Here is a 15,337-nt window from a genome sequence, read left to right on the forward strand (position 1 = left end):
TTTATTGATTAGTAGACGCAATTTTGTATTCTACAGTATATTCCGTATAGTTTTCCGGTATTTCTGTATTGCTATTATTTCCACTTTCATGCGACTTAATAACTAATTTAGTAGGAAGATTTCCTGCTTTTTCTTTAAACCTTTCTAAAGCATTTTTTATATCATACCCATACCAATTAGAATAATAAACATCTGTCTTATCATCAGCACCCTTATCATGACGTAGATAGAAAACAAGGTCTGTGGCCCCTGCTTCAATTTCATCCAGTACACAAGCTAAAGCAAATTTATGCATCTTAAACTTATCGTTGTCATTTTGCAGTCTCCAAGCTATAGGAGTTACAAGTATATCCTTGTTATACAAAAATGGCTGAACTGACCCATTTTCCAATTTCAAAGTTATCACCGGTGCTGTTTCCGGCGCATCAACAACCAAGCTTTCTGCTGTCATTGATACGACAGCGTTTGCAAAAGAAATAGGCTGAAAATTCTTCAAAGTGAAGTTAGTAGTTTTAGATTTTTCATTCGTCTCAGGTTCTATGCTCTTTCCTAAGATGATTCCCATTCGAGAATCTGAAATCTTCAAACTCGAATTTGCCTCAAATTGAGTAACAGAAGCCGATGTAGGTTGATAAGTGTTACCCGCAGCATCTTCAAAAGAGAGTAATCCCATATAGTTATTCACTAAAACCATGCCATAAATGTCATCATACTCTCCGTCATCCGAATTCAGACACGAAGTAAACGCAATGCCCATCAACAATGTCAAGGCAACCATCAAGAATTTTAATTGTTTCATCTTTCCTATAAATATTAGAGTTTGCAAATTTAGATAAAAGAATTGAGTAATATAGCACTCTCCTCGTTTTTTCATTGTTTTTAAGATTAAATGAAAGATTAATCTAAATACTGCAAGCCCCAATATTTATTTAACATTTATAAACAACCATAATTTAGATAATCACATTATTCTAAAACATATTCTCCTACCAATTTCCCTGTTGTTGGATTATATGTTCTAGCTTTGAAAAAAGAAAAGCAGTCTCCACTCCATTTTCCTTTAACTCTAAACGTTTTAGTATCCCCTATTTTCCTTAATGTAGCAACGTAAGTCAAACTACCTTTGTACATGATTAACACCGCATCAAGTTTTACAGTTTCACCTGGTTGAATCGGGATTTGTCCAGTTCTTGTTTTTGTTACCGTTTTACTATCACGTGTACCATAAGTCCAAGATTTATTTGTCTGTTGCTGTACAGAAACATTAATTCCAAGCGAAGAATCATCTCCTAACACATTAGGTATACCCACGCTCAATCCTCCTGATATAGTGACACTTACCCCTTCTGTTTTTGAAAAATTGGATTCTTCTGTATAGCTTGTAGATAAAGAATAGTTCCATGTATCAACGCTTAAATGTTCATTTGTATATTCATCATGGTCACAAATCACTTCTGTAGGTTCAAAGTTGTCAACTGTAGTCCGTACATATTCCAAATTTACAAGTTCATATTCACCGATAGGAACTATTTGCCACTGAGCTAAATTTGAAGAATTATCAGTTTTAAGCTTTATAGAAGTGGATGTTGAAGATTCAGACCACAAATAACAACTAGCAAACATACCACTATTTATCCACAACTTTGATATCATACAAGTAGCATTTGTACCAAAATCAAAATTAAAGCCCGGCAAAGGAAAACTAGATTTTGCCCAATAAGACAGTTTAAGATGGTCAGGCTTTTCTGAAGGTAAATCTGTATTGGAAGTTATAACCCCATAAGTATTAGCCGTAATTCCTTTATTACCTCCTGCCGATATTATAGAACTATTCCTTAAATACCACCTTTGCCTAAAAGTACCATCATCCTTATTTACTAAACTAATATCTGTACCTTTTGCCTCACACGAAAGATACTTTTGTCTTACATTACCAACATTCAAAATGTTCACAGGAATTTCTACGAGTTCACTTATCGGGTCAAAATCTGCAATTGAGCTAGCCGCTCTTGTCTGCAATTGAGTTAAATCATTATCTATAAAATCACCCAATTCCTCTTGCTCACAAGAAAATAGAGCTAACACTCCTACCAATAATAAACAAATCTTCTTCATAACCATTACATTTTTTAGTTAACAATATATCATAATTCAAAACAGCCATATACATATGCCCCATTATCTCCTTTAATTTCTATACAATACTCCCCTGATACTCCGAAAGGAAGTTGCAAATATTTCCGAAGGGGAGATAAAATATTCTCAGAAGAAGAATAAATCACAGAACCACTTTGAGAAATGACAATTTCCACAACCCCGATTCCTTCTATAAAATCCAATTCTATGAAATAATTAAAGTCATCGACGAATACAACAAATGGTACTAATGGTACAACGGAACGGCTTCCATCTTCTTTTCCCGTAGTCAGAATTTCAAAAGGAATATCATTTGAATACAAAAAGACTGCCACCCTTCCAGAAGCAATACTTTTATTGGCCAAAGAATTAGCATCGACCTTTAATAAAGAAAATAGCAACAATACAGATAAGATAATTCTCAGTTTCATAGTCTTTCATTTTTTATTTATACAAAATTAGGGACTATTCAACAATAATTCAGCAATAACTATGCGGACAAAATAGGGTAGGTAACAAAATACATATCAACACATTACAAAGAAACATATAGGACAAAAAACGTTTTTTTCTCAATACATCATTATCATTTGCTCTAAAGAATCATTCTTAGTAAGTCCTAAATCTGCTTTTAGTCTTTGTCTGTTTTTATATATGGATTTCATTTCACAATCAAAAACAATCATTAATTGCTTGTTAGAGAATCCCACTTTCAGCAACGCAGCCAACAATAATTCATTTTTTGTTAAATCAAACTCTTGTTTAAGTCGAGTAATAAAATTCGCATGAACCAAATCCAAAAAGTCAAATATATGTTGCCGTTCAGCAATAGTCATATTACTAATAATCAAATTTCCTTGCTTCAATTCCTCTAATACAAACAAGGCGTCAACACTCGAATTCTCACATACTCGCTTATTTTCTGCTATTAAACAAAGGATTTTTCTATTCAGGATTCCTATTTCCTCTTGTTTAGCCTGACGTTCCTGTAAGCTCACATTCTCCAATTCTGCAATTCTACAAGCATATCTATTAATAATTGCATTATTATTTCCAATAATCTCGACATTACGCAACAATTTTGTTCGATACCTTTTCCTAACCAGAAAGAAAGCGATGATGCCCAACCCTAATATGAATACAAATAAAAACAAATAAAAATAAGTCTGTTTCTCATTTTCCAGCCTTATCTGTTTATTTTCCAAAATAAGCTTATCATTTTCATACTTATTCTGCAAATCCAACAACTGCTTTTGCAGTTCAGCATTACGAGTCACCTCTAATAATGAATCAGACTTCTCTTTATACAAAAACGCTTTCAAATAATTACCATCTTTTTTATGCATATCAGCCAAATAGTAATATGCACCCGAAGACACAAAAATATTAGTTGCATTGATACAAGAAACAAAACAATCTTCAGCTTTTTTCTTTTGACCTACTTCAGAATAAACACGTCCCAAAGACAAACTATAACGATATTTATCATTTAAATTATCACAAACTTCCATTGCATTTGAAAAATACTCTATTGCTTGTGGATATCGTTTTTCATTATTGGCAATAAGTCCTAATAAATGTAGAAAAGATGCCTTCATACCACTAACAGTGTCACTCAACACAAGCCCTTTTTCAGCATACCAACCTGCACTATCATTATGATGTACCGAAAAATAGCCTCTTGCCATATTCCTATAACCATATAAAATACGACGTCTATCACTCGCCAGTTCATAGTACCTGATAGAATGTTTAAAATTGTCTATAGAATTTTCATACAATCCTTGAACCGAGTTCAAATACCCTATATATTCCCAGACCATCCCTTGTACTTTATAATCCCTAGTTTCTTCCAAGAGACTCGATGCTTCCAGATAAGCCTGCATAGCATCTGAGAAGCGCTCCTTTAACAACATCACTTTTCCATAATAAAAGTAAGCCTTCCCTGCCTTCAATTTATCACCTTCCTGTTTATAATATTCTACCGCTATCATTATCAATGAGTCTGACTGCAAACTATCCAAATAGTTTTTATCCAAAGCCTGCGTTAAAAGCAAAGCATAATCTGCTCTCTGTTGTCCTCTCAAACATTCGGGACAATCAATTTGACTCAGAAGCGACAAGGCACTATCAGGAAATAATTCCATACACGCTTCCACACGGCTTAAGACATTATCGTCCTCTTTTTCTTGTACACATGAGATAAACAATACAAGAATCATCAATAAATTAATTCCATTTTTCATCCCGGCATTCATAGCTCGCATATTTTAGCTTTCAGATAGAACATCTCTCCAATACCGAGAGGCAAGAATGGGTATAGGCTAATATGACTTTCCTCGTTACTCTCTATCACACAATCTTGGCAAACAGCTCCAAATGCTCATCCACATAGCCGGCAACCAAAGCTGTATATTCCTCCTCTTTTTCCAAAAATTCATCTTCCAGTTCATCGAAAGCCTCATATTGCTCGTACATTGCCATAAATTCCTCGTCTGTGCGTTCGCGTTCCAAGTCGTCACGATGGCTATCGTATATTTTCTTGGCAGCATAAACCAACTTGCTCAAATCGCCCACTCCCCACAAACGCATCACTTTGGCAAACGGATTGTCGAAAATATAACCGCCATAACCATTTTGAATCAGTTGGCAGAAGCCTCCCTCCATCACTTCATCACGGAATATCTGATAGGCCAACAATGAATGCTGTTCACCGGTAAGCAAAGACATCGTCCCGGCAGTCATTTCTCCGCCTATTTCTTTCTTATAAGCACCGGTGAATACGCCGATGAATGCATCCATCCCTTCACCGGCAGCCTGGCGCAATGCCACATCTGTAACTTCTATCATAGTTTGTATTTTATTTAATGTGCCACAAAGGTAAGACTTTGCAGCCATAGTCAAACACGGACTCCCCTTTATTTTCTTCGCCTTGCCAACCAGTTGGCAGGATTTTGCCTTACCATTGGCAAGACTTTGCCACCGCGTTGGCAAAACTTTGCCATAGGCATGGCAAAATCCTGCCAAGACGCAAGCAAGGGGTTGGCAAAATTACTTCCTGATTAACAAGCACATACCTTATTGATTCACAAACCCTATCAGAGACGAGAAAAAACAGTCAACTGCAAACTCCACTTTACATTCCGCAGAAATTCAGCTTCTTATTACTTCTTTTTAATAAAAAAGTCAAATTGAACAGTTGGCAGAAACGGGGAAAACAACTAACTTTGCACCCGACTAATAAAAGTGGACTACGTTTTTTTTAATTATATCACTTAAAAAAAGAGCTAATTATGACTTATTCACACGAAGTGGAACACATGTGTGTTGTGAAGAAAGGTCCTAACCACGGACCGGCTCCTATTCCCGAAGAAGGTAAATGGGTAAAAGCTAAAGAAATTGTTGACATCTCTGGTCTGACACACGGCATTGGCTGGTGTGCTCCTCAGCAAGGTGCATGTAAATTAACCCTCAATGTAAAGGAAGGCGTTATCCAGGAAGCTTTGGTTGAGACTATCGGTTGCTCCGGTATGACTCATTCTGCTGCTATGGCATCAGAAATCCTCCCGGGAAAGACTATCCTCGAAGCATTGAATACTGACCTCGTTTGCGACGCTATCAACACAGCTATGCGCGAACTCTTCCTGCAAATTGTTTACGGTCGTACTCAGTCTGCTTTCTCTGAAGGCGGTTTGATGATTGGAGCTGGCTTGGAAGACTTGGGCAAAGGTCTGCGCAGCCAGGTAGGCACATTATACGGAACGTTGGCTAAGGGTTCTCGTTACTTGGAAATGGCAGAAGGTTACATCAAGACTATCGCTTTGGACAAGAACGACGAAATCTGCGGTTACGAATTTGTTCATCTGGGCAAGTTTATGGATGAAATCAAGAAAGGTACAGACGCCAATGAAGCATTGAAGAAAGTTACCGGTACATACGGCCGCTTCACTGAAGAGCAAGGTGCAGTTAAACACATTGACCCACGTCACGAATAATATAAGGAGGAAAGACATATGATTAGAGAAGTAAAATTTGAAAGCCAAGACCGTCGTATCAAGCAGATTCTTGCTGCATTGAACGCAAACGGTATCAAAGACATCGAAGAAGCCAATGCTATCTGCGAAGCTCATGGTCTCGATCCTTATAAGACTTGTGAAGAAACTCAGCCCATCTGTTTCGAAAATGCAAAATGGGCATACGTTGTAGGTTGCGCCATCGCCATTAAGAAGGGCTGCAAGAACGCTGCTGAAGCTGCTGAAGCTATCGGTATCGGTCTGCAGGCATTTTGTATTCCGGGTTCTGTAGCTGACGACCGCAAGGTTGGTATCGGTCATGGTAACTTGGCAGCCATGTTGCTGCGTGAAGAAACCAAATGTTTCGCTTTCTTGGCAGGTCACGAGTCATTCGCTGCTGCCGAAGGTGCTATCAAGATTGCCGCTAAAGCTGACAAGGTACGTAAAGAACCTCTGCGTTGCATCCTGAACGGTCTCGGCAAGGACGCTGCACAGATTATCTCTCGTATCAACGGCTTTACATACGTTCAGACTCAATTCGATTACTATACAGGTGAACTGAAAGTAGTTCGTGAAATCGCATACAGCGACGGTCCCCGTGCCAAAGTAAAATGCTACGGTGCAGACGATGTTCGCGAAGGTGTGGCTATCATGTGGAAAGAAGGCGTGGATGTATCCATCACTGGTAACTCTACGAATCCGACCCGCTTTCAACACCCGGTTGCAGGTACTTATAAGAAAGAACGCGTATTGGCTGGCAAGCCGTACTTCTCAGTGGCATCCGGTGGTGGTACTGGTCGTACTCTGCACCCGGACAACATGGCTGCCGGACCGGCTTCTTACGGTATGACCGACACCATGGGTCGTATGCACTCAGACGCTCAGTTCGCTGGTTCTTCATCAGTTCCTGCCCACGTAGAAATGATGGGATTCCTGGGTATCGGTAACAACCCGATGGTAGGATGTACAGTGGCTTGTGCGGTTGACGTGGCTCAGGCTTTGAGCAAGTAAGTAGCAAGTAAATAATTACATAGAAAAAGAGGATAGCCTTCATTGGCTATCCTCTTTTTCTATCTACCCACAATCGCCACCTTTATCACCCCCTCCAGCCTATTCTCAAAAATACGGTAGGCTTCGTCAATTTCCTCCAACGAGAAACGATGTGTGATAAGCGGTGTGGTATCTATCTGTCCCGCCGCTATCAGGCGCAGTATCTCGGCACAATCGCACCCATCCACACCACCGGTCTTGAAGACAAGATTCTTGCCATACATCTCCGGCAAGGGCAATAACTGAGGCTGGTCATAAAGCGCCACAATGGTGACAATGGCATTGGGACGGGCACACTCCCATGCCAAGCGGAAAGTATCTTCCGTGCCGGCAACTTCAAGTACGACATCTGCCCCACCATGGTCGCTATGCTTCCTCACAAAGTCTTTGCAGTTTTCCGGCCCAATGACCAGCACCTCCGGATAATGCTCGCGGACAAAACGGATTCTTTCGGCCGACTGCTCGCAGACAATAATGCGACGGGGCTTCTTCAGCATGGAACAAAGCAGGGTACAAATACCCGTCGGCCCGGCACCGATGATGAGTACAGTGTCTTCCTCGGTTATTTCGGAGATACGGGCAGCCCAGAAGCCGGTGACCAACACATCGCCTACCAAGAGCGCCTGCTCGTCGCTTACCGTATCGGGAATACGGTTCAGTCCCTGGTCGGCATAAGGCACACGTACATATTCCGCCTGGCCGCCATCGATACGGCACCCCAAAGCCCAACCGCCATTGGTGTCGGTACAGTTGTTCACATATCCGTGACGACAAAAGAAACATTTACCACAAAAAGTCTCCACATTCACAGTCACACGGTCGCCGGGCTTTACCGACTCAACTTCGGCACCCACCTGCTCTACGATGCCCACCATTTCGTGTCCTACCGTAATTCCGGGTACGGCGCGCGGTACACTTCCATGCTTTATATGCAAGTCACTGGTGCATATGCTACCCAGTGTCACCCGCACAATAGCATCACGTGCATCTTCCAATACCGGTATCGGTTTCTCAAGCAATCCGAACTTTCCGTGTTCAATATAAGTATATGCCAACATAATATATGCTTTTTTGAGTTATCACTTCTAAACGCGAAGTTGCCAGAAAGCAACAGCCGCTGCGGCCGCCACGTTCAGCGAATCTACACCGTGCGCCATGGGGATACGAACCACATAGTCGGCTCCCGCAATCGCTTCGTGCGAAAGACCATCTCCCTCAGTACCCATCACAATAGCCAACCGGGGCTCGGTCTTCAAAACGGGATTGTCTATGGAAATGGAATTGTCCGTAAGCGCCATGGCCGCCGTGCGGAAACCCAACTCACCGAGCGTATCCAGAGGACCGTCCATCCACGTCCACGGCACAAGAAAAACCGTTCCCATTGAAACCCGGACCGCACGACGGTTCAGAGGGTCGCAGGAATTACGCGTCAACAGCACAGCATCCATGCCAAGAGCTGCCGCCGAACGGAAGATGGCCCCAATATTGGTGGTATCCACCACCCCGTCGATAACCACAATACGCCGGGCTCCCCGGCAGACGTCCTCCATACTCTTCGGAACCGGACGGCGCATGGCACAAAGAACACCACGCGTCAAAACGTAGCCGGTCAGCTCGGCAAGCAATTCCCTACCGCTTGTGTAGACGGGTATATCGCCACAACGCTCAATGATTTCAGCAGCATCCCCATAGATGTGCTTGTGCTCACACAAAAGGGCCAAAGGCTCGTAGCCGACATCCAGAGCCACCTTGATAACCTTAGGACTCTCAGCTATAAACAGCCCTTTGTCCGGCTCAAGGCGGTTGCGCAACTGGGCTTCGGTAAGGGTACTGAATATCTCCACACCGGGATGGGTCAAAGATGATATTTCGATAACAGGCATCGGATGATTTACTATTTGACGATTACTATTTACAATTCATGGCAGAAAGCCCTATAACCCCTTTATTGTCTTCATCAGTTGTTCTCCCAGTCCGATGGTGTATCCTTGCGATACAAAGACCACCCGATTGAAAGTATCGGCTATGATGAACATCGGCAGGCTCTCTTTATGCTTCAACTTCATGCTTTCTGCAATCTGCGCAGCGATACCGTCCGTATCTATACCATAAATAATGGTAGAGGGCAAATCGGGGAATGACTCGCGGGCGAACTTGCCGGCTTTGGCCTCATTAGGGAACAGCAACACCATCTTACGCCCCCACTTCTCCAAATCAGCCTTGAATGAAGCGATGTCGCGCAACGCATGATTGGTTGGCTCTTGATTGACACCCAGAATGCCTACGACAAAGTAACCGCGCCCACAAGCCTGCAGCAGACTCTGCCGGGCTGCGGAGCCGGCGTCCGGCAGCGGAGTGAAGAGAGACTCCGAATTAAAGTTCCCGATAACCTGCACCTCATCCTCGCTCTCGCGCATCACCAACTCAATTTCCGTTGTCTTCTCCGGCAGAATATTGAAAAAGGTGGTTTTAGAAAGTACCGCACCGCTGGCAAGGCGTGTACCGGTCACCAAAACATAATCTCCGGCCTCCAGAGCAGTTCCTTCCTTCAGCAGATTGCTCCATGTAGTACCGCCGCCCATATCTGCATCGCCTTCGTCATAGGAAAGCAATTGCAAACTGCCCTGCGGGGTCTGTTTGGAAAGAGTGAAATGAGAATAGTATTTCGGGTTATCCAACGAACGGATAGGCTTATAGGAAGCCACCAACTTTCCCTTCGAAGCAATTCCTTCTGCCATAAAGACCGGCTCTTCCGGATGATGGTTCAAGTCCACATCCATCGCACCATCATCCCCTATCAACTGTACTTTGCCGGTCACTCCGTTGATACGGGCAGGGATTGCCATGCTGCGTGCCATGGAGACGAAGAAAATGTCACGACTATGGGCATCAGCCACACGGGCCTTCCAGACCCCTTCCGGAGAAATGGGAGCCCCTCCCAAATTACAGTCATTGTCTACCCGGATATTTTGGGCCACCCATGCCACCAGTTTCATCGGCTCTGCCTTGTATGCCTCAGCATCTTCCTTTGAGACGGCTTTCTTGAAAAATCCTTTATAGGGGGTCAGTATCTCGTTGCTTACGCGTGGATTGCGCACATATCTGCGGAAATGGTCGGCATTCTTGCACATACGGGATTGCATGTGGTCCATCAGAACTTCCAGTGTAACGTCGCGGAGGTCTTTTGCCGAAATCCGTTGGAGCAGGTCCAGACCTCCTCTTTTGGACTTTTCAGAGCGCAACCGTGCCATGAAGTCGGCAATGACCCGATGGTTTCCTCTGGAAGCGACCAGTATCCGTGAAACGGCATCTTCGTCGAGCTTGTACTGCCGGGCAAAATAACGCGCCGTCTCATCCGTCATGAACATAGACACATAAGCGTTGCGGATGGAATCTTCATGGACCATGCGGCGGTCATTCGCCGCACGCTGTTCGGGCGTAACCGCCGGCAACTCCGCATTTTCGGGGGGCGGCACAAGTTCAAAATCTACCGCATGGCCGTCGCCGGCAGTCTTATCCATCTTCACAACCAGTTCATGGTCCTTACCGAAAGAAAGTTTGGCATAGCCGAATTTTCCGTCTTTGGAAGCCCATACCAGCATGTCACCCTTACCGGCCGTCAAAAAAGCCTTTCCCTCTGCATCGGTCTGCTTCCGGGCTACAGTATAGAACTCCGCATAATTATAGAGCTTGAACTCCACACAAGCATCAGACACCGGATTTCCATGTCCGTCCATGACCGTAACTGTGGCCTTAGCCGTCGGTGCATAGTTACCGATTACATTGATTTCCGTATAAGTAGGAGTGACAGACATCACTTCCTCCGCTCCTTCATAACGTCCGAAGACCTTGGTATGCATCAGCATACCGCGACTGGCCGGAGCATTGAACCAACCAAGGTTGAGTACCGGTTCGGGTTCGCAGGCTCCAAGAAAATACCATTTCCCGTCTGCCCATGCTTCTACCCACGCATGATTGTCGTCGGTATGCGCCCACCGGGGTGTGTAGACCTGACGGGCAGGGATACCCACCGAACGCAAGGCGGCAACCAGCAAGGTAGATTCCTCGCCACAACGCCCGTATGCCGTGCGTACCGTTGCCAAAGGCGAACTGGTACGGGCATCGGAGGGAGTATAGATAGCCTTCTCGTGGCACCAGTGGTTCACCTCCAGAATGGCATCATAGAGGGACAGAGACTTGACACGATTCTTCAGTTCTTCGTAAAACACTACCCGTGCACTGTCCAGATGCTCATTGTTGACCCGCACCGGAAGTACAAAATGACGAAACAAATCCTCAGGAATAACTTTTCCCCAAGGCATCTCATCGGCAGCCTTTTGGGAGGCGCGCACGTTCATCAGATGAAATTCTCCGGAATAATCGGCAATGTCTGCCAAAGGCATATAGGCATAAAGGAACTCCAAAGCTTCGCGTTCGTACGACGTCAAGTCCGTATCGAATATGGCAAACAAATCGCCCTGCGGCAACCTTTCTTTTTTTTGATTGAAATCCTGCTCCACACGTTGGCGGTAAGAAGTGTCTGTAATGAAAGAACGTTTGCCGCAAGAGGCAAGCAAACATACCAGTCCGAGAAATCCCAGAAGTCGTGCAACTCGTTTCATAATGCAATTATTAAGGTTGAGCCACAAAAATAGTGTAAATCGTCCGCAAAAGAAAATTAATTCCCGTTTTTACTTACATAATCACTCTACTTCAGATGTATCACCAAAGTCGTGTCTCCGGAAAAAGTGAAGCTGCATTTGTCATAAGACGGCGGGCCCATAACGCCTTGAGCATCATTACTGAACCCGTACTTCTCTGTAGGAATGCCGAAAACGGCAGTATCCAGTTTCCCGTTTCCGTTCTCGTCTTGAAACAGCGAAATGGCATACGTACCCGCAGGTAACCCCTGGCAAGGAATGGAGAGCGACGTATCTTTCACATCTATCCGGAAGGCGGTCAAGGGTTTCTTCATGAATGTTTCTTCCGAATTGTAGATGGCGACATAGAGATGCCCCTCCACCTTTTCAATGTCACACACTTCAATAGTCAGGTTCTGGGCAAAGAGCAGCTGGGCGGCACTTTGCATTACAAATACTAAAAAAATAATCATTGCTTTCATCTTTGTTTATTTTAAAAAGGGTTATTGTCTAAAAATTGGATACATCGTAGGCGGCCTTCTTGCCTAAAGTCACATATACTCCTACATAGAAAAAATGGTCGCTGGAAGCCAGGACAGCCTTGTTATCCACCTTACCGAACTCATTCTTCCGGCAAAGGATATTGCTGGCGGAAGCATGGATAATTACCTTCTTGCTTGCCAGGAAGGTCACACCCAAATCCAGACTGTTATAAGGCTTCACTTCATCGTTCATCAGACCCGGCAGCATGGGGTTATGATAAGGACGTCCGCTACTGAAACGGTCGGTCACGCTGACAATGGAACGCAGGCGAGGCAAGGAATACTTCACCACCCAGGCTGCATTATGCCGTGTAGCATACTGAGGAGTAGTCAGTTCCAGATACTCCCGATATTTACGTTTGGCTATATTATAGGTATAGGATAACTGGTATTCCAGATTCTTGAAGGACGCTCTATCACGGAAGAACAAGTCTATGCCTTTGCTGTGTCCATAACCGTTGGAGGTCAAGAATACAGCTTTCGTATCGGCATCCGTTTCCTCCAATGCCAGACGGTCATAATCCTTATAATAAAGTTCAGCTTTACAGAAACGCCCTTCATAGTCGTACTGAACGCCTAAATTGTACTGCATACATACTTCCGACATCAACTGCGGCCGACGCACCAGACAGTTGTTCTCGGGCAACTGTGTGTATCGCCCTACAATCCCCGACAGCATCATGTTTCCCCAATAATAGTTCGCCGCCAGCCGGGGAGAGAAATTCATCTTACGGTTCGGAGAAGTGTATTCCGTGCGAAAAGAAAACTCCATCTTCAATTGTTCCATCGGATAATAAGCCATCGAAAAGAAACCCGCACCAATGGTAGGCGACATGCGATTGCTGTCATCCGTCCCGCACAACAGATAATGATTCCTGTAATTGCGGATATAGCTCTCTATCCCCATATCCAGGCGGAATACCGATGACAGCCGTTTGGAAACTTTAGCCTTCAGATGCGTCTCTTGCTGATGTTCCAGCCAGTTATCACCCGAAACAACTGCTCCTCCCATTCTCCGGTTATAGTAAGAATAGGCCGCCCCTGCAAACCAACTCCACTCTCTGGAAGTATGCCTGCGAAAGGTTGCATTTACATAGATATTGTCTTCACCCAGCCCGAACAATCTGCGGTTATCCCCTTCGTAAGTGGAAAAGTCCGTCCGGTCGTATTGTGCGTAAACCTTCCATACCACTCTTTCATCAAGAGTATAACGGAACTGGACAGCTCCGGAAAACATCCGGTAAGGCTTCTCGAAATCCCTCCTGCCCGAATAAACCTTGTCATACAAACCCAGGTTCTGATAATTCAAGTCAACAGACAAGGATCCTCTGTCAAAAGTCTTTGTGCCCCCTCCACCAACACCGACAACGGAAGCGTTCACTCCGACTTTATCGACCTTGCTGTAATCTTTTGTTTCCAATGGCAAGACTGCCGAAAGCGCTTCTCCATATTCTTGTGAAGCGCCTCCCGAAGCAAGGTTTACCCCACTGAACATAAATGTAGAGTAACGGCTGCGAGCAGGGGTATTTATTCCGTTCGAAGTATAGGGATTCAGTACATGCATTCCATCAATAAAAGTCTGCGTCTCGTAACTGCCTCCACCACGTACCAGCAATTCACCGGTTTCACCCTGCACTTGCGTACCGGGCAAAGTCTGCAATGCCTTGTATAAATCACCGTTCGCACCGCCCACCGTAACCAGTTCCACCGGATGCATATCGCTCCAACGGCTGTTGGCAGCAGGAGTTCTGGCTCCTTTTACCACTACTTCTTCCAAAGCGACACTGTCTATATTAAAATTCAGACGTACTGTATCGGTCACTGATTTCTGCGCTACGGAAGGCTGTGTATAAAGTAATACGCCCAATATCCCAAAGACTGTTTCCCGTTTCATATCTTTACATTCGTTGTGTTTCCTGCCGCAAACATAAAGGAAGGGTATAAGACAAAAAAATATCCGGGACAGACAGCCCGGATATGTGACAACCAACAAACTCTTTGTGACGAACAACGTATTTCTGTGACGAGTGACTAACTCTTTGTCCGGTTTTCAATCAATGCTTTCACCTCTTTGGCGTATGCGCGTGAAACCGGAACCTCTTCTTCGCAACCCTCCAGATTCAGCTTATATCCCTGAGAGTTTCCATCTACTTTCACCACCATCCGGATGTTTACAAGAAAGGCCCTATGGCAACGGATAATAAAAGGGCAAGCAGAGACAGCTTCCTCTGCCTGCTTCATGGTGGCACGCAACAATCTCCATGTAATTTTCTTTTCTTTATCCGAATCTGAACGGTAACCTACTTTTACGTAATTCCCCTTTGCCTCTGCATAAAGGAAATCTCCGGCCTTTACTTCCAGCATTTCTTTGGTGCCACCGGCAAACACCAACGCTTCTTCCGAGGAAAACACCTTGTCTTCCAAGCTCGCTATCCCAACTTCCGGGGATATTCTCCTTGAAAGGTGACCGTTCATCTCCATAGCTTCTTTCAGATTGCGGGTCAGTTGCAAATTGCGGTTCCACATCAGAAAAAATATGGTAGGAAAAGGTGCCAGCACCATTACCCAAGACAAAGCCAGAAAGAACAACCGCTTGTCCAACCACATTCCCATCAACCATGATTGATAGGCCCAAATCCCCACTGCTATCAGCAACAACATCAGCAGCAAATTCAACACATGCTTACCCAATGTCCAGTTCTGCTCCTTGTAATAAGCAGGAAATAATGCCGGAAGCAAATAGGTGAAAACTCCCGAAGCACCTGCCGCAATCAATGCAGAACCGGCAACCACCCCAAACACACTTCCCTTTATCCGGGAAATACCGAACGGCTGAAGTATATATAATATCAGAAAAATAATGGCCGAAGGTATCACTACTGCCTTCCAGCGTTGATAAAACGTAGGATAAGGACTCCGCCAAAGTTCCACCAATTTCCCCATAAGTATATAGTCT

General features: G+C 44.3%; 13 protein-coding genes. 2 read left to right on the plus strand and 11 right to left on the minus strand.

Features of this window, described 5'->3' with window-relative positions:
- Position 1: 1 nt before the first annotated feature.
- From NQ510_RS17625 to NQ510_RS17645, 5 genes are all read right to left on the minus strand, one after another.
- Positions 2-874, minus strand: coding sequence for a hypothetical protein (locus NQ510_RS17625; RefSeq protein ID WP_005831838.1), 873 nt, complete (start codon positions 872-874; stop codon positions 2-4).
- A gap of 92 nt (positions 875-966) precedes the next feature.
- Positions 967-2,115, minus strand: coding sequence for a hypothetical protein (locus NQ510_RS17630; protein ID WP_229031918.1), 1,149 nt, complete (start codon positions 2,113-2,115; stop codon positions 967-969).
- Positions 2,116-2,144: 29 nt separating this feature from the next.
- On the minus strand, positions 2,145-2,567 hold the full coding sequence (locus NQ510_RS17635) for a DUF3244 domain-containing protein (RefSeq protein ID WP_005831840.1): 423 nt from the start codon (positions 2,565-2,567) through the stop codon (positions 2,145-2,147).
- 141 nt (positions 2,568-2,708) lie between these two features.
- Positions 2,709-4,403: a tetratricopeptide repeat protein gene (locus NQ510_RS17640; RefSeq protein WP_005831842.1), complete on the minus strand. Its 1,695-nt coding sequence runs from the start codon at positions 4,401-4,403 to the stop codon at positions 2,709-2,711.
- 85 nt (positions 4,404-4,488) lie between these two features.
- Positions 4,489-4,986, minus strand: a complete 498-nt coding sequence (locus tag NQ510_RS17645) for a DMP19 family protein (protein WP_008665373.1) — start codon at positions 4,984-4,986, stop codon at positions 4,489-4,491.
- 443 nt (positions 4,987-5,429) lie between these two features.
- Between NQ510_RS17645 and NQ510_RS17650 the strand changes: the two genes are divergently transcribed.
- Both NQ510_RS17650 and NQ510_RS17655 read left to right on the plus strand, forming a co-directional pair.
- The gene (locus NQ510_RS17650; RefSeq protein ID WP_005831848.1) at positions 5,430-6,131 is read left to right on the plus strand and encodes an iron-sulfur cluster assembly scaffold protein; all 702 of its coding nucleotides are present in this window, start codon (positions 5,430-5,432) and stop codon (positions 6,129-6,131) included.
- An 18-nt stretch (positions 6,132-6,149) separates the two neighbouring features.
- Positions 6,150-7,160 carry a GGGtGRT protein gene (locus NQ510_RS17655; protein ID WP_005831851.1) on the plus strand — a complete coding sequence of 337 codons (1,011 nt, stop codon included), beginning with the start codon at positions 6,150-6,152 and terminating at the stop codon, positions 7,158-7,160.
- Between the two features lie 59 nt (positions 7,161-7,219).
- Here the strand turns inward: NQ510_RS17655 and NQ510_RS17660 are convergent, their stop codons facing one another.
- From NQ510_RS17660 to NQ510_RS17685, 6 genes are all read right to left on the minus strand, one after another.
- Positions 7,220-8,257 (minus strand): alcohol dehydrogenase, encoded by a 1,038-nt coding sequence (locus tag NQ510_RS17660; protein ID WP_005831853.1) that lies wholly within the window; start codon positions 8,255-8,257, stop codon positions 7,220-7,222.
- A gap of 27 nt (positions 8,258-8,284) precedes the next feature.
- Positions 8,285-9,082 carry a TrmH family RNA methyltransferase gene (locus NQ510_RS17665; protein ID WP_005831855.1) on the minus strand — a complete coding sequence of 266 codons (798 nt, stop codon included), beginning with the start codon at positions 9,080-9,082 and terminating at the stop codon, positions 8,285-8,287.
- A gap of 51 nt (positions 9,083-9,133) precedes the next feature.
- Entirely contained in the window at positions 9,134-11,821 is a 2,688-nt protein-coding gene (locus NQ510_RS17670) for a transglutaminase domain-containing protein (protein WP_005831857.1), read from the minus strand.
- An 86-nt stretch (positions 11,822-11,907) separates the two neighbouring features.
- Complete coding sequence (locus NQ510_RS17675) at positions 11,908-12,321, minus strand: DUF2141 domain-containing protein (RefSeq protein WP_005831860.1); 414 nt, start codon at positions 12,319-12,321, stop codon at positions 11,908-11,910.
- A 28-nt stretch (positions 12,322-12,349) separates the two neighbouring features.
- Positions 12,350-14,275 (minus strand): TonB-dependent receptor plug domain-containing protein, encoded by a 1,926-nt coding sequence (locus NQ510_RS17680; RefSeq protein WP_005831861.1) that lies wholly within the window; start codon positions 14,273-14,275, stop codon positions 12,350-12,352.
- A 137-nt stretch (positions 14,276-14,412) separates the two neighbouring features.
- On the minus strand, positions 14,413-15,324 hold the full coding sequence (locus NQ510_RS17685; RefSeq protein ID WP_005831863.1) for a LytTR family DNA-binding domain-containing protein: 912 nt from the start codon (positions 15,322-15,324) through the stop codon (positions 14,413-14,415).
- Positions 15,325-15,337 lie beyond the last annotated feature (13 nt).

This window comes from Bacteroides uniformis, from assembly GCF_025147485.1.
In the GTDB taxonomy this organism is placed as follows: domain Bacteria; phylum Bacteroidota; class Bacteroidia; order Bacteroidales; family Bacteroidaceae; genus Bacteroides; species Bacteroides uniformis.

What these genes read in the sequence shown, in the direction of transcription:
- NQ510_RS17625 (WP_005831838.1), bottom strand. Translation starts at nt 874, where the DNA reads ATGAAAAAACGAGGAGAGTGCTATATTACTCAATTCTTTTATCTAAAT.
- NQ510_RS17630 (WP_229031918.1), bottom strand. Translation starts at nt 2,115, where the DNA reads ATGAAGAAGATTTGTTTATTATTGGTAGGAGTGTTAGCTCTATTTTCT.
- NQ510_RS17635 (WP_005831840.1), bottom strand. Translation starts at nt 2,567, where the DNA reads ATGAAACTGAGAATTATCTTATCTGTATTGTTGCTATTTTCTTTATTA.
- NQ510_RS17640 (WP_005831842.1), bottom strand. Translation starts at nt 4,403, where the DNA reads ATGCGAGCTATGAATGCCGGGATGAAAAATGGAATTAATTTATTGATG.
- NQ510_RS17645 (WP_008665373.1), bottom strand. Translation starts at nt 4,986, where the DNA reads ATGATAGAAGTTACAGATGTGGCATTGCGCCAGGCTGCCGGTGAAGGG.
- NQ510_RS17650 (WP_005831848.1), top strand. Translation starts at nt 5,430, where the DNA reads ATGACTTATTCACACGAAGTGGAACACATGTGTGTTGTGAAGAAAGGT.
- NQ510_RS17655 (WP_005831851.1), top strand. Translation starts at nt 6,150, where the DNA reads ATGATTAGAGAAGTAAAATTTGAAAGCCAAGACCGTCGTATCAAGCAG.
- NQ510_RS17660 (WP_005831853.1), bottom strand. Translation starts at nt 8,257, where the DNA reads ATGTTGGCATATACTTATATTGAACACGGAAAGTTCGGATTGCTTGAG.
- NQ510_RS17665 (WP_005831855.1), bottom strand. Translation starts at nt 9,082, where the DNA reads ATGCCTGTTATCGAAATATCATCTTTGACCCATCCCGGTGTGGAGATA.
- NQ510_RS17670 (WP_005831857.1), bottom strand. Translation starts at nt 11,821, where the DNA reads ATGAAACGAGTTGCACGACTTCTGGGATTTCTCGGACTGGTATGTTTG.
- NQ510_RS17675 (WP_005831860.1), bottom strand. Translation starts at nt 12,321, where the DNA reads ATGAAAGCAATGATTATTTTTTTAGTATTTGTAATGCAAAGTGCCGCC.
- NQ510_RS17680 (WP_005831861.1), bottom strand. Translation starts at nt 14,275, where the DNA reads ATGAAACGGGAAACAGTCTTTGGGATATTGGGCGTATTACTTTATACA.
- NQ510_RS17685 (WP_005831863.1), bottom strand. Translation starts at nt 15,324, where the DNA reads ATGGGGAAATTGGTGGAACTTTGGCGGAGTCCTTATCCTACGTTTTAT.